This is a genomic window from Cryobacterium breve, from assembly GCF_004402375.1.
Classification (GTDB): domain Bacteria; phylum Actinomycetota; class Actinomycetes; order Actinomycetales; family Microbacteriaceae; genus Cryobacterium; species Cryobacterium breve.
This window is the reverse complement of record NZ_SOGJ01000012.1, coordinates 57,360-83,196: the sequence shown is the minus strand read 5'-3', so window position 1 is coordinate 83,196 and position 25,837 is coordinate 57,360. Positions and strand designations below refer to the sequence as shown.

Sequence of the window (25,837 nt, the reverse complement as noted above, 5' to 3'; positions counted from 1 at the left end):
CCCCTGCATTTCTTCGGGGTTTCGCTGTGTAGTTGTCAAGGTGCTGCGAGCCCCCATCCCGACACCGCCTCGCGGCAGCATCTGGCATTGGGCAAGCTCAGGGCGCGTTTGGGCACGCCGGTGGATGCCCCTCTGGTCGAGGGGCGAGAATGTGGAGGTTTAGACGGGCCCGAACGTGCGGGCGTCTATGAACTTCTGCAGGTCGTCCGCGCGAATGCGCTGGTGCGGCCTGGTGTCACCAAACTCCACGACGCGGAGCTTGCCTGCTTTGATCTGGTCATAAACCCAGACCCGGGACATGTCGAGCTGCGTAGCAGCGGCGGCAACGGAGTAGAGGCGAACTGCCTCGACTGCGCTCATTACGCGACCTTCTCGGCGCTGACGACCTGGAACAACGAGGCCATAGAGGCGTGCGGGAAAGCCAGCATTACCCGGGCGATGAATCCATTGGACGGATGTACGTCTCCGTTGCTGACCCGCCAGAGAGTGACCGGGTTTACCCCGATGATCCTGGCGAGTTCCACCTCAGAGACGATGCCGTTTGCACGGCGCAATTCGTCCAGCTGGGCCCGGTTGAGCACGAGAGCCGCCTGGGCTCTGGCTGATTTGGTAGCTGATTGCATGTTGGCAAGACTACGGGTGTCTTGCGCTATTGCATGATTATTCCATTCATGCATTGCGCGTGTCGCGGCCACTTCCGCGTGATTCCGGGGGTGCACTTATGCAAACACATTGCACGCGCGCAATGATTGGGATAGTTTGGGGCCATGACCACGAGAGTTGATTGGCCCCAATACCTGCGGACCATCACGGATAACGCCGCTGGCGCCCGAATTGCTGAGCGCGCAGGCATCCCCGAATCCACCATCAGCCGGTGGCTGGCCGGAAAAGTCGAACCGCGGCCCCGCCAGGTGGTCGAAGTGGCCCGCGCCTACGATGTGCACCCACTCCAGGCGCTCATCGCAGCCGGCTACCTCGACGATGGAGACATGGATCTGCCCATGGTTATGGCACCGCAGCTGCAGCTCCGCGAATTCACCGACCTGGAACTGGCCAGGGAGACGATCCGGCGCATAGAGGACCAGGTCTGGAACTCCGCCGTCCTCACCCAGCCTCTCGACGAAAACCACCCGGCCATGCAAGACCGAGGCAATGTCACACGCATGCGCCACACTCCTACCGAGGACGAAGCCGAGCAACTCGGCGCCGTTGCAAAACCGGGGGAGACGGTAATCGAGATTGACGAATTCGACGACTGATGTTTACGACCCGCACGGGCACGCCGACCAGCTTGGCCTCACCGTCGCCTACCAGCACTTGCGGGTCAACTGCGGCATGTACATCCCCGGCCGCCAGATCATCCTCCTGCGCCGCGGCATGAGAGTCGCAACGGAGCGGAGCGTGCTCGCGCACGAGATCGCCCACCACCTCGCCGACGACCGCCACACGGACGGTGTGTGGTCGCTGCGACAGGAACGCCGAGCCGACCTCTCCGCATCGCGCCGACTCATCCCCGCCGACCGCCTCCGCCAGCTCGCGCAATGGTCGAGCGACCCGCGGGAGTGGGCCATCGACCTCCAGGTGACCGGAGACATCCTGCTCGCATACCTCAACGGACAGAAGGACAGCGCATGAGAGCGGCAAAGGGTGAAGGCTCCATGTCGAAGACGGACAAGGGGTGGCGCGGCTACGTGACCGTGGCCGGCAAGCGCAAGTACACCCGCTACCACAAGACGAAAGCACTGTGCGCCCAGGAGAAGCGTGAGCTCCTCAACCGCCGCGACGACGGCAAGCTCGTTGCGGGCAAGGTGCCCACCGTGGCGGCATGGATGGACCACTGGCTTGAGAACGTCGCCAAGCACCGCCCGACGACGTACGCGATGGACCGGTGGGTGACGGACTCCAAGATCGTTCCCGAGCTGGGGTCGATCAAGCTGGACAAGCTGACGACTGAGCGCCTCGAGGAGTGGGTGACGTCGCTGAACGTCGCAGCGTCGTCGCAGCGCCGCTATCTGGCCCCGCTGAAGTCGGCGCTGAACGTGGCGCTCGACCGCGGGCAGATCGGTTTCAACCCTGCACTCCGCGTCAAGCTCGACCCGATCGGCAAGCCCAACACGACCGCGTTCTCCCGCGAGGACCGGGACGCGATCCTCACGGCCGCCACCGGCCGGAACCGGGCCCGCTGGCACCTCGCGGTCAAGCTCGGGCTCAGGCCTGCCGAAGTGCTCGGCCTCACCTGGCAGGACTTCGACGACAAGACGGGCGCGCTCGCGGTCAGCCACCAGCTGCTCCGCGTAAAGGGCCTCGGATTCATCTACCAGGACGCACCGAAGTCGGAGGCGGGGGAGCGGCGGATCATCCTGCCCAAGACCATCGCCGCGCTCCTGCGCACGCACCGCACCGAGCAGCTCCTACTCATGGCCGAGATGGGCGCCGAGTGGAAGGGGTGGGAGTACGACGGCCGGCCGGTCGCGCTCATGTTCCCCCAGCCGAACGGTGGCCCGATCGGACCGGGCGTGGACACTAAAGCATGGCGGGCGCTACTCATGTCTGCAGGGCTCTCCGAGACGAGGCGATACCAGTCCCGGCACACCGCGGCCACGCACATGATCGCGGACTCAGGAGGCGACGTTGCGGTGACGGCGAAGATCCTCGGCCACGCTGACGCAGCGTTCACCTACCGCGTCTACGTGCACCCGCTTGAGGAACGTGAGCAGGCTCTCATGGCGAAGATGGACGAGCCGTCTGCACCCTATGTTGCACCCTATGGCGATTACCCCAGCGAACATGAGCGAACAGTGGAGGCCTCAGATCGTTGATTTCGCGGGCCGACTTTACTCCGGCGAACACCCGCGAGCTTCATAAAATATCCCTCGTAATGAGAAGGTCATCAGTTCGATTCTGATAGGCGGCTCCATCTCAAGCAGGCAGCCAGGTCATTCGCTGCTCGTCGTTGCTGTGCGTCGCCGTGAGTTGCCGTTCCGAAGCCGTGAGTTGCTGTACGTCGCCGTTCCGAAGCCGTTGGTAGTCACGTAACCGCGGAGATTTTGGAGAAACGCCGGTCAGTCGGGCGTGACATCCGGCGTGTCGCGAAAATCTCCGCAGTTAGCAACACCGGGTGCCGCCACGGATGCCCCGGCGAACCCGGCGAACCCGGCGAACCCGGCGAACCCGGCGAACCCGGCGAACCCTGCGAGCCCGGCGGCGACCCGCTCTCGTTTATCCGGATACGCGACAGTATTATCGCGTATGTGAATATTAAGGCACCAACTCTCGCGCCGCTGTTCCGGTCAGACGCGCAGGGTGAAATCCTCGCCCGGCTCTTCTTGAACCCCGACCGATCGTTCACGATCTCTGACCTCGCCCGCGCTGCGCATACGCCGTACTCGAGCGCGCACCGCGAAGTCTCCCGAATCGCGAAGATGGGCCTTGCCTCCACGAGCAAGCGCGGCCAAGCCGTCGAGGTTCGGGCCCGCCGGGACACGCCGGCGTTTCGCCCTCTCGCCGAACTGCTCGGCCTCACCTATGGTCCCGCTGTCGTGATCCCACACCACCTCGCCGGTATCGTCGGAATCGATGCGGCCTTCCTCTACGGTTCGTGGGCAGCGAGACGCGCGGGCGAGCCCGGTGATGCCCCGGGCGACATCGATCTTCTGATCGTGGGCAACCCCCCACGCGGCCAGGTCTACGAGGCATCCCGCACCGCCGGCATCACGCTCGCTCGCGCAGTGAACCCCCGTATTGTCAGCGCCGCGGCATGGAAGGCAGCCGACACCGATCCGTTCCTCCGCACACTCAGCGAACGTCCCCTCGTGCACCTTGACCTGCTGGAGACCTCCTGATGATCGATCGGTGGGATCGTGGCCGGGTCGAGATTGATCGACTCGTTGACTGAAGTCGACTCACCCGTGTCGTCGCCAACCGCGATCTCGTTGAAAGTCACCTGGTGCAGGCCCGTACCTCATTGCTGTTGCAACGCTCCGCGACCTCGACCCGGCCGGCGCGTTTACGCTCACCTACGATGCGGCGAGACTCGCGCTCGCCGCGATGCTGGTCAACCAGGGGCTCAAACCCCGAGGTGAGGGAGCGCATGCCGTGCTGCTCGAGGTGGCGGTCGCTCAGCTGGAGCCCCCTCGCCCGAGCGAGATCCGCGAGTTCGATTGGATGCGGCGACTCCGAAACGACACGCAGTACCCCGACATCGGCCGCGCCTCGGCAACGGTTGACGACGTGGATCAAGCGATTCCGGCGGCACGGGCGATTGTGGATCGTGCAGCGCGGCTGATCGAGCTGATGCCACCCTGCTGAGGCCACGACCGGGGCCGACGGGGCATCCGTTGTCACGCAAATGCGGAGATTTTCGGGACACGCCGGTTGTGGCACCCGGCTGAGCGGCGTGTCGCGAAAATCTCCGCAGTTAGCCACCGCGTGTGTCGCCACGGATGTCCGGCGAGCCCCCGCCAGGCCCCCCGCCAGGCCTCCCGCGAGGTGGCCCGCCAGGCCCCCCGCCAGGCCCCCCGCCAGGCCTTCCGCGAGGTGGCCCGCCAGGCCCCCGCGAGGCCCGCCGCAGAATCAACGGTCGGGACCCCGGTCGGGCGGCCCTCAATCGCTAGGCTGATGCCATGACCGACGCAATCCGCTGGGGAATCCTGGCCACGGGCGGGATCGCCCACGAATTCACCAACGACCTCGTGCTGAACGGTTTTCAGGTGCAGGCGGTCGGTTCCCGATCGCAGGCGTCAGCGGAGGCCTTCGCGGCCGAGTTCGGCATCCCCACGGCGCATGCGAGCTACGAGGCCCTAGCTGCCGACCCGGATGTCGACATCATTTACATCTCGACCCCGCATCCGTTTCACGCGGCGAACGCCAAGCTCGCTCTGAATGCCGGAAAGCACGTTCTGATCGAGAAGCCGATCACCCTGAACGGCGCCGAGGCACGCGAGATCGTCGACCTCGGCGCGAGCCTCGGGCTGCTCGTGCTCGAGGGCATGTGGACCCGGTTCCTGCCGCACATGGTGCGCATCCGCGAGATCCTCGCCGAAGGAACCCTCGGCGACGTGCGCACACTGATCGCCGACCACACTCAGGACCTGCCGGATGACCCGGCGCACCGACTGAACGCCATGCACCTCGGCGGCGGCGCGCTCCTCGACCTCGGCATCTACCCGCTCACGTTCGCGTCCGAACTGTTCGGGCGCCCCGAGACCATCCAGGCGAGCGCGACGTTCAAGGCCACGGGCGCCGACGCGCAGGTCGCCACCACCTTCCGCTATGCGGGCGGGCAGATCGCCCAGACCCTGTCGGCGAGCAACGCGACAGGCCCGAACACTGCCACAATTCTCGGAACCCTGGGCCGGATCGACATCGACCGGGTCTGGTACTCGCCCACCGACTTCCGGGTGCTGAACAGTGCCAACGAGGTCATCGAGACCTTCACCGCCGAGATCAACGGGCGCGGCATGCACTATCAGGCGGCGGAGGCGGAACTGCTGATCCGGGCCGGAAAGATCTCGAGCGACATCCTGCCGGTCGAGGAGCTGGTGGCGATCATGGAGACCCTTGACGAGGTACGCGCGCAGATTGGGCTGCGCTACCCCGGCGAGTAGCCGCCGCCCCCGGGACCGCACCGCAGGGGTCTTCGTCGCGCCGACACCGGTGCGCGGTGCACGGGCCGGAAGCCGGCCACCGCTATTGTTTCCAGTACAAGCGGGAATGGGCACGGTGGTTCCCCGCAGTCCTCGCAGTCAAACCCCCTGACCCGAATCGTGCCAACCCGAACCATGTCTGCTCTCCACCCCCGCCGCGCCCACGCCTGGCTCCTGTGGCTCCTCGGAACGCTCGTGGCCTGTGCCGTCGTCGCGCCTCTGCTGACCGGCCTCGGGCTGCCCGTCGCCGTGGGAGCCGTTGCGAACGTGCTCGCCCAGTGGGTCACGGCCGTGGTGTGCTGGGTGGAAGTGCGGCGAGTCGGCCGAGGACGCTACCTGGAGCCGCTGGTGGCAGCAGCCGTCACCGTGTTCGCGGCCGGCTACACGGGCCATCTGGTCACGCTCGGCGGGGCGCCGGCGCTTCCGTTCCCGTCTCTGGCGGATGCGGGACACCTCCTCGTCAACCCGCTGATCCTGGCCGCCCTGTTCGTTCTGGTCTACCGCCAGCTGCGCACCCTGTCCTGGGCCGTGACGCTGGACAGCGCGGTGGGCGTGTTCGGCGCCGCCGCCGTGCTGTCGGTCGTGCTCGGCCCGGTTCTGCAAACCGATGGCGGGATGCCCTCGGTAGCCGCCCTCGTCGCCGTGGCCTACCCCTCGTGGGACCTCACCATGATGGCCGTCGTCGCCGGGATCGCCGCCGCCCGCGGCCTCACCGTCGGCCGCAACTGGAATCTGTTGATCCTGGGCCTGTTCATCTTCACCATCACCGACACCCTGTTCGCGTTCCGGGTCACGGGCCCCGGCTTCACCATCGGCACCCCGCTTGACCTGGGCTGGACGGTCGGCCTTGCTCTGATCGCGGTCTGGCTGCGCAGTTACACTCTCCCGTCGAGCGAACCAGGCCGTCCCGTGCGCGGCGCGTGGGCGATGGTGGTGCCGTCGATCGCCACGGGCTGCGGTCTGGTGGTGCTCGTCACGGCCAGCCGGATCGACGTTCCCATCACCGCGGTGCTGCTGGCCAGCCTGGCACTCGTGGGGGCGTCGATCCGCACGGCACTCGCCTTCAGGGAGCTGGGCCGCATGGTCAATCTGCGCGCCCAGTCCCGCACCGACGACCTCACCGGGCTGCCCAACCGGCGGTCACTGTACGCCGACGTTCCCGGATTGCTGGCCGGCGGCCACCGGCGCGCGCTGCTGGTGCTCGACCTGGACCGGTTCAAGGAAGTCAACGACAGTCTTGGCCACGACGCAGGGGACCGCCTGCTGGTGCAGGTCGGCGAGCGGCTGACCGCCCAGCTGGGGCCGAACGACCTGCTCGCCCGGCTCGGCGGGGACGAATTCGCGATCCTTCTCGACGGTGCGGAGGCGGCGGACGCCGAGACGGCGGCGGTCACCGTGCTCGACGCCCTGGCGGTGCCGTTCACCCTGGCCGGGATCGCCCTGACGACCACGGCCAGCATCGGGATCGCGCTGTACCCGGCCCAGGGCGAGGACCTCACGGTGCTGCTGCGCAAGGCCGACATGGCGATGTACAAGGCCAAGTCCGCCCGCACCGGGCACCACGTCTACCGGAGCGTCGACGACAGTCACGGTGACACGCGCCTACGCACTCTGGAGGAGCTGCGCAACGCTCTGACGGAGAACGAACTGGTGCTGCACTTCCAGCCCAAGATCGAGCTGGCCACCGGCGCCGTGCAGGGCGTTGAGGCACTCGTGCGGTGGCAGCATCCGACGCGGGGCCTGTTGTATCCGGATGCCTTCCTGGAGTTGGCTGAGGAATCGGGTCTCATGCCCGACCTCACCCAGGTCGTGCTGGCCCAGGCCCTCGACCAGGCGGCGCGCTGGCAGGCGCAGGGCACGCCGTTGTCGGTGGCCGTGAACTTCTCGGGCAGCTCTCTGGTGGACGAAAACCTGCCCGAACGGATCGGCGCCATGCTCCTGGTCCGCGCCCTGCCAGCCTCGGCGCTGCAGGTCGAGGTGACCGAGGACTTTCTGATGGCCGACCGGGCCCGAGCCCACGACATCCTCAGCCGGCTGCGCCTGCGGGGCGTGCGCATCGCCGTGGACGATTTCGGCACCGGGTACAGTTCCCTGGCCTACCTGCGCGACCTGCCCATCGACCAACTCAAGCTGGACCGGTCGTTCGTGTCGCCGATGACCAATGATCCGCGCGCGGCCGCGCTGGTCTCATCGACCGTCATCCTGGCCCATAGTCTCGGCCTGAGCATGGTGGCCGAAGGGATCGAAGACGCGGAGGCGTATGCGGCTCTCGCCCGCTTCGGCTGCGATCAGGGCCAGGGCTACTACATGTCGCGCCCGGTGCCGGCCGTCGATTTCGATGTGTGGCTCACCCAACGCCATCCGGAGGCCCAGGCCCTCTGGTGTGACGGGGGCGACGCGGTTCCGCTCACCCTACCCGCCGTGTGATGCCACCCCCCTTCTGGGGTGAAAGTAGGCACTCCTGCTGGCACTTCGGCCCACGCGGGCTCCGCTAGCGTTGTGGAAACGGCAGGGGGGCCTATGCACGCTACCGCGCACACGGGCCGTCCGGACTCCCGTGACGGTCGCCGCCGTGCCGATCGCTGGCTGCTCGGAAGCACCTGGCTGCTCCTGATCACCTACGTGGTGTGCCTACTGGTCGGTGGTTTCGGTGCGCTGATCACGGGCGGGCTCTGGGTGATCACCGAGCTGACTCCTGCCCTGATCTGCTGGATCGCCGTGTCCCGCGCCACCAGGGAGCGGATGCCGCTGGTCCTGGCCGCGTCAGCCGTCACCATTTTCGGGCTCGCCAATACCTACTTTCTCCTCGGGGGAGCGGAAACGCTGCCGTATCCGTCGTTCGCCGACCTGGGCTACATGCTGTTCTATGCGCTGCTGCTGGCGGGGCTGGTGGTTTTGGTGCATCGTCAGCTGCTTCCGATGCCCCGGTCCGTGCTCATGGACGGTGCCCTGGGCTCGCTCGGGGCGGCATCCGTGTTGGCTGTTCTGATGGCGCCGACCTTCGAATCCGCGGTGGCCGGCCCTCCGTCCCTGGCCATCGTGGTGGCCGTCAGCTACCCCCTGTTCGACCTCGTCCTGGTCTCGGTCATCATAGGGATCGCCGCGGCCCGCGGGCTCAACCTGGGGCGCCGGTGGTTTTTCCTCGCGCTGGGCCTGGTGATCTTCACGGTGAGCGACGCCGTCTACGCGTTCCAGGTCGCCGCCGACTCCTACGTGTTCGGCACCCCGCTGGACGCCGGCTGGGCCATCGGCCTCACCCTGACGGCTGCCTGGATCTGGGATTTGGCGCACACGGGGACCGTCGGCGGTCGGGCCCTGAGCGGGGCGTGGACGCTGGCCGTTCCGGGCCTGGCGTCGGTGGCGGGGATGACGGTGCTCGTGCTGGGCACCCAGGTGCCGATCTCCACCTCGGCCGTGGTCCTCGCCGGAGTGACCCTGGTGGTCGGCGCCGTGCGCACCCAACTCGCATCCCGCCAACTCGGACGGATGGCTGACCTTCGCCGCCAGGCGCGCACCGACGACCTGACCGGGCTGCCGAACCGGCGGGCCCTCTACGCCGAGGCAGCCGGTTACCTGTACCCGGCGAGCGACACCCGCTGTGCGCTGCTGCTGCTGGACTTGGACCGGTTCAAGGAAGTGAACGACAGCCTCGGCCACGACGCCGGCGACCTACTGCTGGTGCAGGTGGGCTCCCGCCTGAACGGGGAACTGCGGCCCGGGGACCTGCTCGCCCGCCTCGGCGGGGACGAGTTCGCGATCATGCTGCGCGATGCCGGCCACGATCAGGCGGTGGAGGTGGCGGAGAAGCTGCAGGCCGTTCTGGCCCGGCCGTTCACCCTCGAGGGCATCGCGATCGAGACCAACGTCAGCATCGGCATCGCCCTGTTCCCCGACCAGGGCGACACCCTCAAGGTGCTTCTGCGCAAGGCCGACATGGCCATGTACAAGGCCAAGGCCACGACCTCGCGCAGCGGGCACCACGTCTTCACCTGCACCGACGACATGCACGGCGATTCCCGGCTACGGATGCTGGAAGACTTGCGGCGTGCCTTCGCCTCCGACGAGCTCGTTCTGCACTACCAGCCCAAGGTCGAACTCGGCACCGGCCACGTGCACGGCGTGGAGGCGCTCGTGCGCTGGCAGCACCCGACCCGAGGTCTGCTGCCCCCCGATGCGTTCCTGCCCCTGGCCGAAGACGCCGGGCTCATGCGTGAGCTGACCCGGATCGTGCTGGTCAAAGCGCTCGATCAGGCCCTGGCCTGGCGGGTCGAGGGTCGGCCCCTGACCGTCGCGGTGAATATGTCCGCCAGCTCGCTGATCGAGGCCGACCTGCCCGAAAGCATCAGCGCCATGGTGCAGATGCGCGGCTTGGCGCCGTCCGACCTGATGCTGGAGATCACCGAGGACTTCCTGATGGAAGACCGGGCCCGGGCGCGGGAGATCCTGTGGCGCCTGCGCGAGAGCGGGATCCGCATCGCGGTGGACGATTTCGGTACCGGTTACAGTTCCCTGGCCTATCTCAGGGACCTCCCGATCGACGAGCTCAAGCTCGACAAGTCTTTCGTCTTCCCCATGGCGGACGACGAGAGAGCCGCCGCCCTGGTGGCCTCCATCGTCGAACTTGCGCACAGTCTCGGCGTGCGGATGGTGGCCGAGGGTGTCGAGGATGCGATCGCCTACGCCGCGCTGATCGGCTACGGCTGCGACGAGGCGCAGGGGTTCTACATCTCACGCCCGCTGCCGGCCGCCGCGCTGGCCTCCTGGTTCAGGGCCCGGCAGGCCGCCATAACCGCCACGGGCTAGCCGCCGCGCCCGAGTGAGGGTGCCTCACATGCGCGGCAGGTACAGTGCTCGGGTGGAAGAACTGACGCCCCTGCGCACACGAGTCACGGCTGTCGCCGTCGCGGTGCTGCTGCTGGGCACCGGAGCCTTCGCTGCCGGGGCCGCGACCCGTGCCCCGGAGGCGGCCGCCACGGCATCCGTCGCCGCGGTGAAATCGAACGACAGCCTGACCACGCCGACCCTTGCCCCCGGACGCCCGGTGCCCGCCGACGCCTCCGCGGCCAGCGCCTTGCGCACCTGCTCGGTCGCGGCTCTCGCCGCCGACCCGAGGTTGGCGAACTTTCAGGCTCAGGTGCGGAACGCCACCACCGGCGAGGTGCTCTTCGACCGCGGCGGCAGCACACCGTCACGCACCGCGAGCGTGCTGAAGGTGCTGACCAGCGCCGCCGCGCTCGACGTGCTCGGACCGGACCACCGGGTCAGGACCACCGTCGTCGCCGGCAGCGAGCCAGGCTCGGTCGTTCTGATCGGCGGGGGAGACGTGACCCTGACCCGGCTGCCCACCGGCACCGAGTCCGTCTATCCCGGCGCCGCCCACCTCGACGATCTCGCCCACCAGACCCTCGCCGCCTGGCAGGCCAACCCGGTCAACCCGCCGATCACCTCGCTCGTGCTGGACTCCTCGCTCTTCGATGGCCCCGGCTGGGAACCGAGCTGGGACGAGCTGGAACGCAACGCCGGGTCGATGCCCGACGTGACCGCCCTCCAGGTCGACGGCGATCGGGACGACCCGTCGCGGCACACCTCGGCCCGCAGCACCGACCCGGTCGGACGTGCCGGGCAGGCCTTCGCCGATGCGCTCGGCGGCGACGTGAAGATCAGCCGCGGCACCGCCCCGGCCGGGGCTGCCGCGCTCGCCACGGTGCAGTCCCAACCCGTGTCTGTGCTGATCGGGCAGTCGTTGATCGTGTCGGACAACGCGCTCGCCGAGATGCTCGCCCGACTCGTTGCGGTGGAATCGGGGGCCGGCAACACCTTCGGCGCCCTGCAGGAGTCGATCGTCACCGCGCTCGACTCCTACGGCGTCGACACGACCGGGATCGTCATCCGGGACGGCTCGGGTCTCAGCGACGACAACGCCGTCCCGCCGGCCTACCTCGCCCGACTGTTCGTGAAGATCAACGCGCGCGATGGCAACCTCGGCGTGATCTTCGACGGGCTGCCGGTGGCCGGCGGACCCACCGGGTCGCTGTCCTACAGCGACCGATTCACGGGAGACAACGCGGTGGCCGACGGTGCCGTCTTCGCCAAGACGGGCTGGATCGATACCGGCTACACGCTGTCCGGCGTCATCCGGGCGGCCGACGGCACGCCGCTCACCTTCGCCGTTTACGCCCTTGGGGATGTGAGCGATAATGCGAAGCAGGCGCTCGACACCATTGCCGCGGGATTCTTCCGCTGTGGCGGCAACCTGTCGAACTCCTGAACTCAACCGGCGAGAGAAGGAGTAGTCCGTGACCAGGGCCCTGTTCATCATCGACGTTCAAAATGACTTCACCGAGGGCGGGGCCCTCGCAGTGGAGGGTGGGTCTGCGGTGGCCGCGGGGATCAGCGCGCTGCTCCTGGAACATCCGGAGGCCTATGACGTGATCTTCGCCTCCCGAGACTGGCACGACCCCGACAGTGACAACGGCGGCCACTTCGCGCGGGAGGGAGAACCCGACTACACGGAGACCTGGCCCGTGCACTGCGTAGCGGACACCCTCGGCGCGGAGTACCACCCGTCGCTGCTGGTAGCGGACACGACCATCCACATTCGCAAGGGCCAGGGGGAGGCCGGCTATTCGATCTTCGACGGCGTCTCCGAGGGAGGCGAGAAGACGGGCGAACTGCTGATCGCCAACGGGGTAACCGACATCGACATCGTCGGGCTGGCCACCGACCACTGCGTTCGCGCCTCGGGCCTGGACGCCCTCGAACACGGTCAGCACGTGCGCGTGCTGACCGACCTGGTCGCCGGTGTCGCCCGGGAATCGAGCAACGCCGCCCTGGCCGAGCTGGGCCACGCCGGCGCCCTCCTCGTCACCTCCGACGTGGTCGCCTAGGTGGGTGCGGGAGGGCCGGCGGGCGTGACCGGAATGGTCGGATCGGGCGGGTCAGCGGGATCGGGCGGGTCGGGTGGGTTTGGCGGGTCGGGTGGGTCGGCTGGTTTCGCCGGATCGGCTGATTCGACGTCCGCGGGCGGAGTGCTCTTCGCCCGTCGCCTAGACGGTGTTCGGATAGCCTACGGTTTTGTGCCCGGGGACCGCCCGGTGCTGCTCGTGCACGGGTTCGCGTCCACGGCGCAGGTCACCTGGGCTGGCACTGGCTGGGTGCGGGCCGTGCAGGATGCGGGCCGCGGCGTAATCACACCCGATCTGCGCGGGCACGGCCGGAGCGACAAGCCGCATCGGGTCGACGACTACCTGCCTCGGCAGCTGGCCGCTGACCTCGTCGTGGTGCTCGACGCCCTGGGGCTCGAGCAGGTGGACGTGATCGCCTACTCGATGGGCGCGCGCGTGGCGGCGGCGCTCGCGCGGCTGGCTCCGGATCGGGTGCACCACCTGGTGCTCGGTGGGGCCGGGCCTGACGAACTGTTCGAGACGTGGCATCCGGATGCCGTGCGCCGGTTCGTGACCGATGGCACCGTTTCCGCAGACCCGTCGATCGCGGCCGTACTCGGAGCAGCGATCACCGCCGGCGCCGATCGTGAGGCCCTCGTGGCCTGCGTCGGCGGGGTGGCCGGTTCCTCGCTCGACGTGCCGGCCGAGATTCCCGTGCTCTACGTCGCGGGCGGCGCCGATTCCATCCCGGCAGGCGTTGCAGAGGTCGCCCGCGCGCGCGGATCCGAGTACCTCGAACTGGCGGGCCGGGACCACGTGAACACGCTCACCTCTCGCGAGTTCAAGCGGGCGGCGCTGCACTTTCTGGACTGAGCCCCCGCCCCTGACGAATTCGACGGAGATTTTGCCCATATCGCCCTCAACACCTCCGGAAACTGGCATTTCTCCCAAAATCTCCGTCGAATTCGTTCGTTCCACGGGGCGGAGCGCGTGGTGCCTGTCCCAACCGCAGACGAGCCGCTTCGCCCCGGGCAGAGGCTGCAGCGCTGCAACCGGCGGGTGGCGGGTGGCGGGGCTAACTCAGGAGATCTGACCGGGCGGGGCCGGACATCCGTGCGGGTTGCGCACTGGTCTGGGGCGGCAGGGCCACCCAGATAACGGATGTCCTGAGTTGGCCACACGGGCAGGCTCGGCCTTGGGCCCTGCCCTGCCGGGCTCGGCCTTGCCGGGGCTGCCTCCCGTAGGCTGGAGAAGAAGGGGCCTCGCTGGCGAGCCCGTTGAATGCCGACCGGGGGACCGTCATGACAATCGACATCCAGGATGCGATGGCGTCGGGCACCGGGACAGGTGCGGGCACGACAGGCGCGGGCATCGGGACAGGTGCGGGCACGACAGGCGCGGGCACCGGGACAGGCGCCAGCACCGAGAGCAAGACCCAGGGCAGACGATTCTGGCTGGCACCGGCCGCCGCGATTTTCGCCGTTGCCTGGGGTGGCAACGAATTCACCCCGCTGCTGGTGATGTACCGGCAGGACGACGGGTTCTCGAACCAGCTCGCGAACCTGCTGCTCGGCGCCTACGTGCTCGGCATCATCCCGGCCCTGCTCATCGCCGGTCCGCTGTCCGACCGGTTCGGCCGCCGGCCGCTGATGCTGCCCGCACCGTGGATCGCAATCGCCGGGAGTGTGCTGCTGGCCGTCTCGGCAGGCAACGTTCCCCTGCTGCTGGCCGGCCGCATCCTATCCGGGGTCGCCCTGGGCCTGGCCATGGCCGTGGGCACCAGCTGGGTGAAGGAACTTTCCGCCAAACCCTTCGATCGGGGAGCCGACCTGGCCTCTGGTGCGCGGCGGGCGACCATAGCCCTGTCGCTCGGCTTCGCCCTCGGCGCGGCGAGCTCCGGCGTGTTGGCCCAGTGGGCGCCCTTCCCCGGCATGCTGCCCTACGCGGCGCACACGGTCATCGCCATGGTGTTCGGCCTGCTACTGCTGCGCACCCCGGAGTCCCAGGGGCTGCGCACCCCGGAGTCCCAGGGGCTGCGCACCCCGGAGTCCCAGGGGCTGCGCACCCCGCCTGGCGCGCTGCTGCCCGCCCGCCCGGCCACCTCGCCCTACCCGCGGTTCCTGCTTCTGATCGTGCCGGTGGCCCCCTGGGTTTTCGGCACGGCCACGACCGCCTACGCCGTCCTGCCGGCACTCGCCGCCGCCGAGATCCCGTCTGCCCCGGTGGCGTTCGCGGCGCTGCTCTGCGTGGTGGCCCTCGTCGCGGGCGCGTCGCTGCAGCTGTTCAGCCATCGGATCACCGCGGGCCACAACGCCCGGGGCATCATGCTCGCGCTGATGCTGACCATCGGTTCTCTGCTGCTCGCATCCGTGGCCGTGAGCCCGCCGCGGCTCTGGCTGATCCTGCCGGCTGCGGCCCTGCTCGGCGCCGCCTACGGACTGATGATGGTGTCAGGGCTGCAGGAGGTGCAGCGGATCGCGCCGCCCGACCACCTCGCCCGGCTGACCGCGATCTACTACGGCATCACCTACCTGGGGTTCTTCGTGCCGCTGGCTCTGTCCCTGCTTGAGCCCTGGCTGGGGTACCCCGTGATGTTCGCCGGTGGGGCCGGGGTCTCGGCCCTCTCTCTGGTGCTGGTGCTGGTGATCTTCCGTCGAGACCTATCACTGCACAGCGCGGCAACGAAATAGCGCGACAAGACACGCGACGAAGTATCGTTCAGAATATTTCCATGCACGTGCATCCGTTGACCGCTCCCGAGGAGAAGTGAGTGTAAGAGCGGCATTCAGCCTCTCTCGAGAGTGACCCACTCGCAGACCCATAAGCAGGAGGAAACGATGCACAAGTCCCTCAAGATCGGAATGACGGCCGGCGCCCTCGGCGCCCTTGTTGCTCTCGGCGGTCTCGCACCGGCGCAGGCAGCGGAGGACGTCGCGAAGCTGTCCGTGCTCCACGGAGTCCCCGGCCTCACGGTCGACGTGTACGTGAACGACAAGCTGACCCTGGACGACTTCAAGCCGGGCGACCTGGCCGGCCCACTCGATCTGCCGGCCGGCACCTACAAGGTGGCCATCACCGCGTCAGACGCAGCGGATGCCAGTGCGCCCGCCATCGGGCCGGTCGACCTCCCGCTCGAGGCCGGCAAGAACTACACCGCCGCCGCGCACCTCGACGAAGCCGGAAAACCTACGGCGACACTGTTCACCAACGACATTTCGCAGCTCGCCGCCGGAGATGGCCGCCTGACGGTTCGCCACGTGGCAGCAGCCCCCGCGGTGGATGTCCTCGCCAACGGAGCCGCCGCGATCACCGCCCTGGTGAACCCGAAGGAATCCGTGCTCACGTTGCCGGCCGGCACTATCTCGGCCGCCGTCGCCGCAACCGGAACGACCGACCCGGTGATCGGCCCGGCAGACGTCAACGTCGCCGAGGGCACGAACACGATTGTCTACGCGTGGGGCAGCCTGACCGACAAGAACCTCGCCCTGGCCGTTCAGACCATTGACGGACTTCACTCCAACCCGGACAGCATCCCTGCCGGTGAGGCCGGTCTTGTCGCCACCAACCAGGCGGACGGCTCCACGGGTCTCATGGTCGGTGGCTTTGCCGCCGTGCTGATGGGCCTGATCGCCGCAGGCGTCGTCGGCGTGCGTCGCCTGTCCGCCGTTCGCCGCTAGCAGAGGGATCGTGCGATGAGAGCCACAGTGGGCACCTTCACAGCGCTCGCTGTGGCTCTTGTCCTGCTCACGGGGTGCACCACCGCCCCGAGCACAACCTCCTCCACGGCCTACGTGCCGCCGACTTCAGCCGCCCCGGCGCCGAAGCCGGAGCCCGCGCCCGCCCCCGAGGACCTGGTGCCGACCGTCAGTTCGGCCCTGGACCAGAACCAGGCTCCGAGGGCCCTGGCGCCCCAGCGCATCCGTGTCGAGTCGCTTGCAATCGACATGGCGATCGAGCCCGTGGGCCTGGCCGCCGATGGGGCGATGGAATTGCCCAGGGACCCGTCGGTCGCCGCCTGGTACCGCTTCGGACCGTCACCGGCCAGTGCCGCCGGGGCGACCGTCGTCGCCGCCCATGTCGACTCTTTGGTCTACGACATCGGGCCGTTCGCCGAGCTGGCCTCGGCGGCTGCCGGCACCGAGATTGTGGTGACCACCGAAGACGGCCAGGAGCGGCGCTACGCGGTGGAATCCGTTCAAACAGTGACCAAAGCGGATGTCCCCTGGGACTCGATCTTCGACCGCGCCGGCCCCGGCCGGCTCACACTCGTCACCTGCGGCGGCGAGTTCGACTACGACGCCCGCAGCTATCTGTCGAACGTGATCGTTTCGGCGAATCCAATCGCATGATCCAGAGGTGTGGCTATGCTGGCCGTCACGGTGGTCGAGGCTCGCTCTCCGGCGGAGCCTGACATGTACGACCTCCCGATGCGCTCACCAACAGGGGGACACCGATACGACGTGACGGCTATCACCGACGACGAGGACCACGCCCAGCTTGTACTGGCATTTCGGGCGGGAGACGAACGTGCGCTTGCCGAGGCCTACGCCCGATGGTCATCCCTCGTCTACACGATCGCCGTGCGCTCACTCGGCGACGCGGGCGAGGCTGAGGACGTCACCCAGAAGGTCTTCATCGCCGCCTGGAAGGGGCGCGACGGATTCGATGCGTCGCGGTCGCCGTTGCCGGCTTGGCTCGTCGGAATCACCCGGCACACCGTGGCGGATGCCCATGAGGCCCGTTCCCGCAGGCGCCGCGTTGAAGAGGCCGTCGTCGTCGACACCGAGCGGAGCCAAGCGGATGAGTCGGCGGATGTGGCGGACCGCGTCCTGATCCGCGACGAACTGCGCCGGCTCGGACCGGTTCCGCAACAGGTGATGCAGCTGGCGTTCTATGACGATCTCACGCACACCCAAATCGCCGATAGCCTCGGATTGCCGCTCGGCACCGTGAAAAGTCATATCCGTCGAAGTCTCTCGAGGCTGCGCACCAGATTGGAGGCGAACGATGACACACATTGACCGGGACGATCTCGCGCTCATTGCCATGGCGGAGTTCGACCTCACCGACCCCGAACGTCAACACCTCGCGGAATGCCCCGAGTGCTCCCTGGAACTCATCGCCCTGCAGCACACCGCCGCCGTCGGCCGGTCCGCGCGCAGCGTGGAGCTCGTCGAGCCCTCTGGGTCGGCCTGGGCCGGGATCCACTCCGCCCTCGGACTGTCCGATGCCGTTGCCGCGACGCCCCGACTGAACGACTCCACCGAGCCTGCCGCGGTGCTCGAGCCTGTCCCGACGGTCAACGCACCTGCCACTGCCAGCGCACCCGCCACTGCCAGCGCACCCGCCACTGCCAGCGCCTCCGCCTCCGTCACCGACATCGGCTCGGCTTCCGGCCTGCGCCGCAGCCGCCCCCGCCGCCGGCACAGCTGGATGCCCGTGGCCGTGGCTGCAGGCGTGGCCGGCCTGCTCGGCGGGCTCGGCGGCGGCATCTGGTGGCAGTCCGTGCAACAGCAGGCGCCCGAGCCGGTGGCGCTCGCCGAGGCGCAACTCGATCCGTTCCCCGGTTGGGACGCCACCGGCAGCGCCTACGTAGCGAAGACCGCGGACGGTCACCGTGAGGTGGTGCTCGACGTCACCGGGGTGAACGGCGATTCGGATCTGCGTGAGGTCTGGTTGATCAAGGCCGACGCTTCCGGACTCATCAGTATTGGCCTGCTCGACGGCGAGTCCGGGCACTTCGCCATCCCCGACGGTGTCGACCTGTCCCAGTACCCGCTCGTCGACGTCTCCGCGGAACCCGACGACGGCGACCCGCAGCACTCCGGCGACTCGATCCTGCGCGGAGAACTCCGTACGGTCTGATCATCGCCTACGCCAGCGCCGGGATCAGAGCGTGTTGCCGAGTTTGAAGCCGTGCTCCACGTCGTCCCTGCGGGTGTACGAGAACCCGTCGGCGCCGACTGTGACGGCCATCTCGCTGGACTCGGTGCGGACGATGACCGGCTGAGGGTTGCCGTCGAGGTCGAGCACCAGCGAGGCATCCGTGTACCAACTCGGCACGACGGCGTTGCCCCACCAGTCGCGGCGTTGGTTGTCGTGCACGTCCCAGGTGACGACGGGGTTGTCGGGGTCGCCGGTGTAGTAGTCCTGAGTGTAGATCTCCACCCGGTGGCCGTCGGGGTCGCGCAGGTAGAGGTAGAACGCGTTCGAGACGCCGTGGCGTCCGGGACCGCGCTCGATCACGTCGGACATCCGCAGGGCGCCGAGTTTGTCGCAAATGTAGATGATGTTGTGCTTCTCGTGCGTGGAGAAGGCGATGTGGTGCATCCGCGGGCCGTCGCCGCCGGTGAGGGCGGTGTCGTGCACGGTGTCCTTGCGGCGCATCCAGGCCGCGTACGTGACGCCGTCCTCGTCCTGGATGTCTTCGGTGACGCGGAAGCCGAGGTCCTCGAGGTAGCCGCGGCCACGGCCCACGTCGGGCGTGACCTGGTTGAAGTGGTCCAGGCGCACGAGGGCGCCGGGGCCGTGCAGGTCGTAACGCCAGGCGAGGCGTTCGACGTGGTCGACCGAGTAGAAGAACTCGTACGGGAAGCCGAGCGGATCTTCGACGCGCACGGAGTCGCCGACGCCCTTCACGAAACCGTTCGTGCGACGTTCGGTGCGGCAGCCGAGCTCCTGGTACCAGGACTCGGCCAGACCGACGTCTTCGGGGGCACGCACGCGGAACGCCATCGCGGCGACCGCGGCCACGGGGCCCTGGCGCAGCACCAGGTTGTGGTGGATGAACTCCTCGAAGCTGCGCAGGTAGATCTCGGTGTCGCTCTCCTCGGTCACGACGAGGCCGAGCACATCCACGTAGAACGCGCGCGAGCGGGCAAGGTCGGTGACGACGATGTCCATATAGGCGCAGCGCAGGATGTCCGGCGGGGTCGCGGTGGGCGTGGGGATGGGGGTGCTGGTCATGGAATCCTCCTCATTGAGTTTCAGTGCGTGTGGGTGAGTGTCAGTGAGCGCCGAAGCGGGCGGTGTGCACCGATCCGAGGGTCACGTGCACGGCCTGCTGCTCGGTGTAGAAATCGATCGAGCGGTAGCCGCCCTCGTGGCCGAGGCCCGAGGCTTTGACCCCGCCGAACGGGGTGCGCAGGTCCCGCACATTGTGCGAGTTGAGCCAGACCATGCCGGCCTCGATCGACTGGGCGAAGGTGTGCGCCCGAGTGAGGTTGCTGGTCCAGATGTAGGCAGCCAGGCCGTACTTCACGCCGTTGGCCAGCTCGAGGGCCTCCGCGTCGGTGTCGAACGGTGTGATCGCCACGACCGGTCCGAAGATCTCCTCCTGAAAGATGCGGGCCGTGGGGGCGACATCTGCGAACACGGTCGGGGAGACGTAGTTGCCCTCCGGAAGGTTCTCCGGGCGTCCGCCGCCGGCGAGCAGGCGACCCTCGCCCTTACCGATCTCCACGTAGCTCATCACCTTGGCGTAGTGCTCGGGGTGCACGAGGGCGCCGACCTCGGTTCTCGGGTCGTGCGGGTCGCCGACCACGATGTTCTTCGCGCGGGCCGCATAGCGCGCGCAGAACTCGTCGTAGATGGGGCGTTCGACCAGGATGCGGCTGCTCGCCGTGCACCGCTCGCCGTTGAGCGAGAACACCCCGAACAGGGTCGAGTCCAGTGCGGCCTCGAGGTCGGCGTCGGCGAAGACCACGGCGGGGGACTTGCCGCCGAGCTCCATCGACATTCCCTTGAGGTTCGCGGCGCAGTTGCGGTAGATGGTCTGGCCCGTGGTGGTCTCGCCCGTGAACGAGATCAGGGGGACATCCGGATGCTTGACCAACGCGTCACCGGCCTCCTCACCGAGCCCATTGACCAGGTTGAACACCCCGTCGGGCAGTCCGGCCTCGCGGAAGATCTCGGCCCACAGGCTCGCCGACAGCGGCGTGAACTCGGCCGGCTTGAGCACGACCGTGCAGCCGGAGGCCAGCGCGGGGGCGAGCTTCCAGCTCTCCAGCATGAAGGGGGTGTTCCATGGGGTGATCAGTCCGGCCACGCCGACCGGCTTGCGGAAGACGTAGTTGATCTGGCTGCCGGGCACCTGGTAGGTGTCGTCGGTCTGCGCCACGATCAGGTCGGCGAAGAAGCGGAAGTTCTCGGCCGCGCGCTTCGCCTGGCCGAGGGCCTGGGTGATCGGCAGGCCGGTGTCGAACGTCTCGAGTTCGGCGAGGCGGGCATCCTGAGCCTCGACGGCGTCGGCGATCCGGTTCAGGATGCGGGACCGTTCGCGCGGCTTCATGCCCGGCCACGGCCCGTTCACGAAAGCGTCGGTCGCGGCGGCGACAGCGTGGTCCACGTCTTCCTTCTGGCCGGCCGCGGCGGTGGCGTAGGTCTGGTTCGACACCGGGTCGAGCACGTCGAAGGTGGCGCCGGAGACACTGTCGACGAACCGGCCGCCGATGAAGTGTTGGATGACGGTCGGCAGGTTCTCCGGCACGTGCCGGCTGCGCGGTGTGGTTGCGGTCTCGTTCTCGGTCATGGTCAGGCCGCCTTCGGGGTGAAGCCGGCGACCGTGAAGCCGTCGACGGGGGAGAGATACTGTTCGCCCGCGGACAGGAGCGTCTTCATGGTGGCGATGCCCGCATCCGTCGGGGTGATCAATGGCGGGCGCACGAAACCGCTCTCGATCAGGCCGCGCTGTTCGAGCACCCATTTGCCCGGTGCCGGGTTGGTCTCGACGAAGAGAAGGTCGACGAGCGGGTGCAGGCCGTAGTGGATGCGACGGGCCGTCTCGATGTCGCCGGCCATCCACGCGTTGTACATCTCGACGTGCGCGACCGGGGCGATGTTGCTCGTGGCGCTGATGTAGCCCACGCCGCCGAGAGCCAGCAGGGGCAGGCAGAGCAGCTCGATTCCGCTCCAGACCAGCAGGTCAGGGCCACAGAGCTGCAGCACCCGGGAGAAGTGCTCGAAGTCTTTCGTGGTCTCCTTGACGCCGACGAAATTGTCGAAATCGCGGTAGAGGCGGGCAATGGTCTCCGGGGCGATATCCACGGCGGTGCGGCTGGGCACGTTGTAGGCGACGATCGGCAGGTCCGGGAACTCCTCGGCGACGGTCTTGTACCAGACGTACAGGGCTTGCTGGGTGGGACGGGCGTAGTAGGGGGTGATGACCAGGGCGGCATCGATGCCGGCATCCCGGGCCGCCGCGGTGAGCTCGAGGGTCTCGTCGAGCTTGGCGGAGCCGGTGCCGGGCATGAACGGCACCCGGTCGTCGATCGCGGTGGCCACGGTGCGGATCGCGGCCGCGCGCTCGGCGATGGTCTGGGAGCTGGGCTCGCCCGTGGAGCCGCCGAGCGAGATGCCGTGCGTGCCGGACGCGAGCTGCCAGTTGACGAGGTTGGTGAGGCCGGCGTGGTCGACGGCGCCGTCGGCCGTGAACGGGCTCATCAGGGGTGCGATGGAGCCCTTGATCTGGCTTGGGTCGGTGCGGAACTTCATTGTTCTTCCTTTCGAAGGCAACGGATGCGTTCGCGACTGTTGCCCGATCGGGCAACTGTCCCGGTGTGCGGGCAACGGTCGTTCGTTACGCGAACAGTTGCGGGACTGGCAACTTAGAGGGTGGGGGCGGGGGTGTGCTGCTGGGCGAGGAACGCGGTAAGGGTGCCGAGCCGGTGCTCGCGAGCGGCGAGCTCGATCTGCAGCGAATCGGCCCCGTTCTCGATCAGGTCGAGCAGGGCGGTGTGCTCGGCGACGGACTCGTGTGCCCGGCCGGGCACGAAGCTGAAAGTGGATTCACGCAGCGTGCCGAGCCGGCTCCAGCCCCGCTGCACCAGGTCGAGGATGTGGGCGTTGCTGCAGGCCTCGAACAGGGCCGAGTGGAACTCGCGGTTCAGGCTGGTGAAGCGCACCGGGTCGAAGTGGTGCAGGCATCCGGCCATCTCTGTGTTGATCGCTCGGGCGCGCAGCAGCGTGCCCGCGTCGAGCCGCGGCGCCGAGAGGGCCGTGGCGTAGCCCTCGACGAGGGCCAGGGTCTGCATCGTGTGGGTGTACTCGGTGGCGTCGAGCATGGCCACCTGCGCGCCGACGTTGCGCTCGAACGTGACCAGGCCTTCCGCCTCCAGTAGACGGATGGCCTCCCGCACCGGTACGGTGCTGACCCCGATTTCCCGGGCGATCTGGCCCAGCACCAGGCGGTAGCCCGGGCTGAAACTGCCGTCGGTGATGCGCGCCCGGATCCACTGGTGTGCGAGCTGGGCCTTGCTCAGCGAGGCGTTCACCGCTGCGGTGGACGAGCCGGTGCCGACCGTCGATTCGCTCGTGGACGCGTCTGCCCCGACCGGTGTTCCCATCGAAACCGTCATTCCTGCTCCTCCTGCCAGACCCCATAGCGGGCCTTCCATTCTGCGTTCATCGGGTAGAGCCCGTCGACGCCGTGCCCGGCCGCGACCATCGCGGCGATGAAGGTCTCCTCGCGCTCCTGCACGATCGCGGCGGCGACCACTTCCTCGACCAGGTGCGGCGGCATCACGAGCAGTCCGTCGGCGTCCCCGACGATCACGTCGCCGGGCTGCACGGATGCCCCGCCGCAGGCGACCGTCAGGTCGGTGTCCCACGGAACGTGGCGGCGCCCGAGCACGGCAGGGTGCGGTCCGGCGTGGTAGGTGGGGATCTCCAGGGCGGCGACGGCCGCGAGGTCGCGCACACCGCCATCCGTCACGATGCCGGCGGCGCCCCGCACTTGGGCGCGCAAGGCGAGGATGTCGCCGACCGTGCCCGTGCCGCGCTCGCCGCGGGCCTCGATCACGAGCACGTCGTCCGGCCCGAGCGAGTCGAACGCGCGCTTCTGCGCGTTGTAACCGCCGCCGTGCGATTCGAACAGGTCCTCCCGGGCCGGGACGTACCGCAGGGTGCGGGCCCGTCCCACGAGGCGGGTCGCCGGGCGGGTCGAGCCCAGGCCGTCGATCGACACTGAGTTGAGCCCGCGCTTGCGCAACTGGGCGCTGAGGGTGGCGGTGCCGACGCTGTTGATCCGGGCCTTCAGCTTCTCGGTGAGGGCGAAGGGCGCCGGTTCGGGTTTCGGTGCGGTAACGGATGCCCGCTGTAGCCCGGCCGCCTCCGCCGAACCCCACGCTTCGGTGCGTTGTAGGTCGTCGATCTGCGGGCCGGCGCCGAACGCGCCGAACGGCACCGTGCCCTGGCGAATCGGGGTGACGAGGCGGCCGGTGCCGGGCGCGCCGGGGGTGCCCGGGGCATCCACTTCGACCTCGACGGTGTCGCCGGGCACGACGACCGACGATCCGGCCGGCGTGCCGGTGAGGATCAGGTCGCCGGGCTCGAGGGTGAGCAGCTGCGAGAGGTCGGCGACGAGCCGACCGAAGCTGAAGAGCAGGTCGGCGGTCGTGTCCTCCTGGGTGAGTGTGCCGTTGACCCAGGTGCGGATACGCAGGGCCGCCGGGTCGAGCCCGGCGCTCGAAAGCATCGTCGGACCGACGGGAGTGAAGCCGTCGGCGCCCTTCGAGCGCAGGTTCGAGCCCTTGTCGGCGGAGCGCAGGTCGTACACGCCGAAGTCGTTCGCGGCCGTCACGTGCGAGACCGCCGCCCAGCCTTCCTCGGGCGAGACGCCGCGGGTGCGGCGACCGATCACCAGGGCGATCTCGCCTTCGAACACCAACAGCTCGCATCCGTCTGGGCGTTCCACCGGGGCGCCGCTGGAATTCAGCGACGACGCCGGCTTGAGGAAGTACGACGGCTGCTCCGGCGTGCGGCCGCGCTGAGCAGCCCGGCTCGGGTAGTTGAGGTGCACGGCGATGATCTTGCCCGGCGTGACGAGCAGCGGCGTGGTGCCGGTGCTGTCAGTGCTGACGCTCGCGGCGCCCATGGAGGTCGGATTCGGCATGAGGGGCAGCTTTCTAATCGTGCTGGGAGATCCCGAGCGGGACCCCGCGGGTTTCCTTCACCAGGGAGACGGCTACGAAGGAAATCGTAGCCAGCACCATGATGTAGATGCCGATCGACGGCGACCAGGCGGTCTTGTCAAGGAGCAGCTGCGCGATCAGCGGTGCGAAAGCCCCACCCAGGATGGCACCGAGCGCGTAGCCGATGGACACACCCGAGTAGCGCACCTGTGCGGGGAACATCTCCGCGTACAGCGCTGCTTGTGGGCCGTAGGAGAAGCCGAGCCCGCTGGCCAGAACGACAAGCGCCACCGCGAACCAGAGGATGTCGCCGGTATCGATGAGCAGGAACATTGGGACGGCCCAGACGAAGAGCCAGAGGTAACCGAGCTGGAAGGTGCGGATGCGTCCGATCTTGTCGGACAGCATCCCGCCGTACATCGTCGAGGCCAGCCAGAACACCGCCGCGATGGTACTGGCGAGCAGCACGGGGGAGCGTTCCATGCCCAGGCCGCCGGCCTCGACGGGCTTGGTGGCATAGGAGGAGAAGAATGCGATCAGCAGGTAGCCCGCGGCGTTGTTGGCGATGAAGATCAGCGCGGTCAGGATGACCTGGCGCGAGTGGGTGGTGAACAACTGGCGGAGCGGGGCGGCCGATTCCTTCTTGCGGTCTTGCATCTCCTTGAAGACGGGACTCTCGTCGACCGAGCGGCGAATGACGAAGCCGACCACGATCAACAGCACGGAGACGAGGAACGGAATGCGCCAACCCCAGGCGAGGAAGGCCTCGTCGCTCATCGAACTGGTCACCAGGAGCATGACGCCGGTGGCCAAAATGAGGCCGGTCGGCACACCGATCTGGGGGTAGGCGCCGAAGAAGCCGCGCTTGGCGACCGGGGCATGCTCGACGGACATCAGGGCGGCGCCACCCCACTCGCCGCCGGCGGAGAAGCCCTGCAGGATGCGCAGCACGATGAGTAGGATAGGCGCCCAGACGCCGATCTGATCGAAGGTCGGCAGGAGGCCGATCAGTGCCGTGGCGGCACCCATGATGACGAGGGTCAGCACCAGCATGGCCTTGCGGCCGAGGCGGTCACCCAGGTGGCCGGCCACGATCGCGCCCAGCGGACGGAACAGGAAGCTGATGCCGAGGGAGGCCCAGGCGATCAGCTGTGCCAGCCCGGCGTTGTCGTCGGCGAGCGGGGCGAAGTACAGACCGGCGAGCACGAGACCGGCGGCCTGCGCGTAGATGAAGAAGTCGTACCACTCGATCGTGGTGCCCACCATCGTGCCGGCCAGGACCCGGCGTTCTTCCCGCCGGGTGACGGTTTTAGCTGTGGTGCGGTCGGTCGTCAATGCCATGGAATACCCCTTTGTATCTCCCTGCGAGTTGCGGCGCGGTGTAGCGCGATTCCGAAAC

At 68.2% G+C, this 25,837-nt stretch carries 24 protein-coding genes and 1 tRNA gene; 17 read left to right on the top strand and 8 right to left on the bottom strand.

The window, feature by feature from the left end; all coding sequences use genetic code 11:
* Nucleotides 1-159 precede the first annotated feature (159 nt).
* Together E3O65_RS05260 and E3O65_RS05255 are read right to left on the bottom strand one after the other, a co-directional pair.
* Nucleotides 160-360 carry a helix-turn-helix domain-containing protein gene (locus E3O65_RS05260; RefSeq protein ID WP_134362688.1) on the bottom strand — a complete coding sequence of 67 codons (201 nt, stop codon included), beginning with the start codon at nucleotides 358-360 and terminating at the stop codon, nucleotides 160-162.
* On the bottom strand, nucleotides 360-623 hold the full coding sequence (locus tag E3O65_RS05255; protein ID WP_134362687.1) for a hypothetical protein: 264 nt from the start codon (nucleotides 621-623) through the stop codon (nucleotides 360-362). The genes E3O65_RS05260 and E3O65_RS05255 overlap by 1 nt, the downstream gene beginning before the upstream one ends.
* 144 nt (nucleotides 624-767) lie before the next feature.
* Between E3O65_RS05255 and E3O65_RS05250 the strand changes: the two genes are divergently transcribed.
* The 17 genes from E3O65_RS05250 to E3O65_RS05170 all read left to right on the top strand — a co-directional run bounded on the left by E3O65_RS05250 (nucleotide 768) and on the right by E3O65_RS05170 (nucleotide 18,394).
* Nucleotides 768-1,259: a helix-turn-helix domain-containing protein gene (locus E3O65_RS05250; RefSeq protein ID WP_134362686.1), complete on the top strand. Its 492-nt coding sequence runs from the start codon at nucleotides 768-770 to the stop codon at nucleotides 1,257-1,259.
* Nucleotides 1,240-1,635 carry an ImmA/IrrE family metallo-endopeptidase gene (locus tag E3O65_RS05245; RefSeq protein ID WP_134362685.1) on the top strand — a complete coding sequence of 132 codons (396 nt, stop codon included), beginning with the start codon at nucleotides 1,240-1,242 and terminating at the stop codon, nucleotides 1,633-1,635. The genes E3O65_RS05250 and E3O65_RS05245 overlap by 20 nt, the downstream gene beginning before the upstream one ends.
* Complete coding sequence (locus tag E3O65_RS05240) at nucleotides 1,632-2,819, top strand: tyrosine-type recombinase/integrase (RefSeq protein ID WP_166785657.1); 1,188 nt, start codon at nucleotides 1,632-1,634, stop codon at nucleotides 2,817-2,819. Before E3O65_RS05245 ends, E3O65_RS05240 begins: the two co-directional genes overlap by 4 nt.
* Nucleotides 2,820-2,827: 8 nt before the next feature.
* Nucleotides 2,828-2,917 (top strand) — tRNA-Ser (locus E3O65_RS16605).
* Nucleotides 2,918-3,251: 334 nt separating this feature from the next.
* A complete protein-coding gene (locus E3O65_RS05235; protein ID WP_166785656.1) occupies nucleotides 3,252-3,842 on the top strand; it encodes an ArsR family transcriptional regulator in 591 nt (196 codons plus the stop codon).
* Between the two features lie 121 nt (nucleotides 3,843-3,963).
* The gene (locus E3O65_RS05230; RefSeq protein WP_277870446.1) at nucleotides 3,964-4,308 is read left to right on the top strand and encodes a HEPN domain-containing protein; all 345 of its coding nucleotides are present in this window, start codon (nucleotides 3,964-3,966) and stop codon (nucleotides 4,306-4,308) included.
* Nucleotides 4,309-4,622: 314 nt separating this feature from the next.
* Nucleotides 4,623-5,606: a Gfo/Idh/MocA family protein gene (locus tag E3O65_RS05225; protein WP_134362681.1), complete on the top strand. Its 984-nt coding sequence runs from the start codon at nucleotides 4,623-4,625 to the stop codon at nucleotides 5,604-5,606.
* Nucleotides 5,607-5,780: 174 nt separating this feature from the next.
* On the top strand, nucleotides 5,781-8,072 hold the full coding sequence (locus tag E3O65_RS05220; RefSeq protein WP_134362680.1) for a putative bifunctional diguanylate cyclase/phosphodiesterase: 2,292 nt from the start codon (nucleotides 5,781-5,783) through the stop codon (nucleotides 8,070-8,072).
* A 93-nt stretch (nucleotides 8,073-8,165) separates the two neighbouring features.
* Nucleotides 8,166-10,448, top strand: coding sequence for a putative bifunctional diguanylate cyclase/phosphodiesterase (locus tag E3O65_RS05215; RefSeq protein WP_134362679.1), 2,283 nt, complete (start codon nucleotides 8,166-8,168; stop codon nucleotides 10,446-10,448).
* A 52-nt stretch (nucleotides 10,449-10,500) separates the two neighbouring features.
* On the top strand, nucleotides 10,501-11,913 hold the full coding sequence (locus E3O65_RS05210) for a D-alanyl-D-alanine carboxypeptidase/D-alanyl-D-alanine-endopeptidase (RefSeq protein ID WP_241985792.1): 1,413 nt from the start codon (nucleotides 10,501-10,503) through the stop codon (nucleotides 11,911-11,913).
* Between the two features lie 28 nt (nucleotides 11,914-11,941).
* On the top strand, nucleotides 11,942-12,532 hold the full coding sequence (locus E3O65_RS05205) for an isochorismatase family protein (protein WP_134362677.1): 591 nt from the start codon (nucleotides 11,942-11,944) through the stop codon (nucleotides 12,530-12,532).
* Nucleotides 12,533-12,721: 189 nt separating this feature from the next.
* The gene (locus tag E3O65_RS05200) at nucleotides 12,722-13,402 is read left to right on the top strand and encodes an alpha/beta fold hydrolase (RefSeq protein ID WP_241985793.1); all 681 of its coding nucleotides are present in this window, start codon (nucleotides 12,722-12,724) and stop codon (nucleotides 13,400-13,402) included.
* Nucleotides 13,403-13,830: 428 nt separating this feature from the next.
* On the top strand, nucleotides 13,831-15,219 hold the full coding sequence (locus tag E3O65_RS05190; protein WP_198411707.1) for an MFS transporter: 1,389 nt from the start codon (nucleotides 13,831-13,833) through the stop codon (nucleotides 15,217-15,219).
* A gap of 147 nt (nucleotides 15,220-15,366) precedes the next feature.
* Nucleotides 15,367-16,206 (top strand): DUF4397 domain-containing protein, encoded by an 840-nt coding sequence (locus E3O65_RS05185; protein ID WP_134362674.1) that lies wholly within the window; start codon nucleotides 15,367-15,369, stop codon nucleotides 16,204-16,206.
* A 15-nt stretch (nucleotides 16,207-16,221) separates the two neighbouring features.
* Entirely contained in the window at nucleotides 16,222-16,878 is a 657-nt protein-coding gene (locus E3O65_RS05180) for a class F sortase (RefSeq protein WP_134362673.1), read from the top strand.
* Nucleotides 16,879-16,893: 15 nt separating this feature from the next.
* On the top strand, nucleotides 16,894-17,550 hold the full coding sequence (locus E3O65_RS05175) for an RNA polymerase sigma factor (RefSeq protein WP_241985794.1): 657 nt from the start codon (nucleotides 16,894-16,896) through the stop codon (nucleotides 17,548-17,550).
* Nucleotides 17,537-18,394, top strand: coding sequence for an anti-sigma factor domain-containing protein (locus tag E3O65_RS05170; RefSeq protein WP_134362672.1), 858 nt, complete (start codon nucleotides 17,537-17,539; stop codon nucleotides 18,392-18,394). Before E3O65_RS05175 ends, E3O65_RS05170 begins: the two co-directional genes overlap by 14 nt.
* Nucleotides 18,395-18,418: 24 nt before the next feature.
* Here the strand turns inward: E3O65_RS05170 and hpaD are convergent, their stop codons facing one another.
* From hpaD to E3O65_RS05140, 6 genes are all read right to left on the bottom strand, one after another.
* On the bottom strand, nucleotides 18,419-19,495 hold the full coding sequence (gene hpaD / locus E3O65_RS05165) for a 3,4-dihydroxyphenylacetate 2,3-dioxygenase (protein WP_134362671.1): 1,077 nt from the start codon (nucleotides 19,493-19,495) through the stop codon (nucleotides 18,419-18,421).
* A gap of 40 nt (nucleotides 19,496-19,535) precedes the next feature.
* Complete coding sequence (hpaE, locus tag E3O65_RS05160) at nucleotides 19,536-21,059, bottom strand: 5-carboxymethyl-2-hydroxymuconate semialdehyde dehydrogenase (RefSeq protein ID WP_134362670.1); 1,524 nt, start codon at nucleotides 21,057-21,059, stop codon at nucleotides 19,536-19,538.
* 2 nt (nucleotides 21,060-21,061) lie between these two features.
* Complete coding sequence (gene dapA / locus E3O65_RS05155; RefSeq protein ID WP_134362669.1) at nucleotides 21,062-22,021, bottom strand: 4-hydroxy-tetrahydrodipicolinate synthase; 960 nt, start codon at nucleotides 22,019-22,021, stop codon at nucleotides 21,062-21,064.
* Nucleotides 22,022-22,134: 113 nt separating this feature from the next.
* Nucleotides 22,135-22,884: a GntR family transcriptional regulator gene (locus E3O65_RS05150; protein WP_241985795.1), complete on the bottom strand. Its 750-nt coding sequence runs from the start codon at nucleotides 22,882-22,884 to the stop codon at nucleotides 22,135-22,137.
* On the bottom strand, nucleotides 22,881-24,401 hold the full coding sequence (locus E3O65_RS05145; RefSeq protein ID WP_134362755.1) for a fumarylacetoacetate hydrolase family protein: 1,521 nt from the start codon (nucleotides 24,399-24,401) through the stop codon (nucleotides 22,881-22,883). The genes E3O65_RS05150 and E3O65_RS05145 overlap by 4 nt, the downstream gene beginning before the upstream one ends.
* 31 nt (nucleotides 24,402-24,432) lie before the next feature.
* Nucleotides 24,433-25,779 (bottom strand): MFS transporter, encoded by a 1,347-nt coding sequence (locus tag E3O65_RS05140; protein WP_134362668.1) that lies wholly within the window; start codon nucleotides 25,777-25,779, stop codon nucleotides 24,433-24,435.
* Between the last annotated feature and the right edge of the window lie 58 nt (nucleotides 25,780-25,837).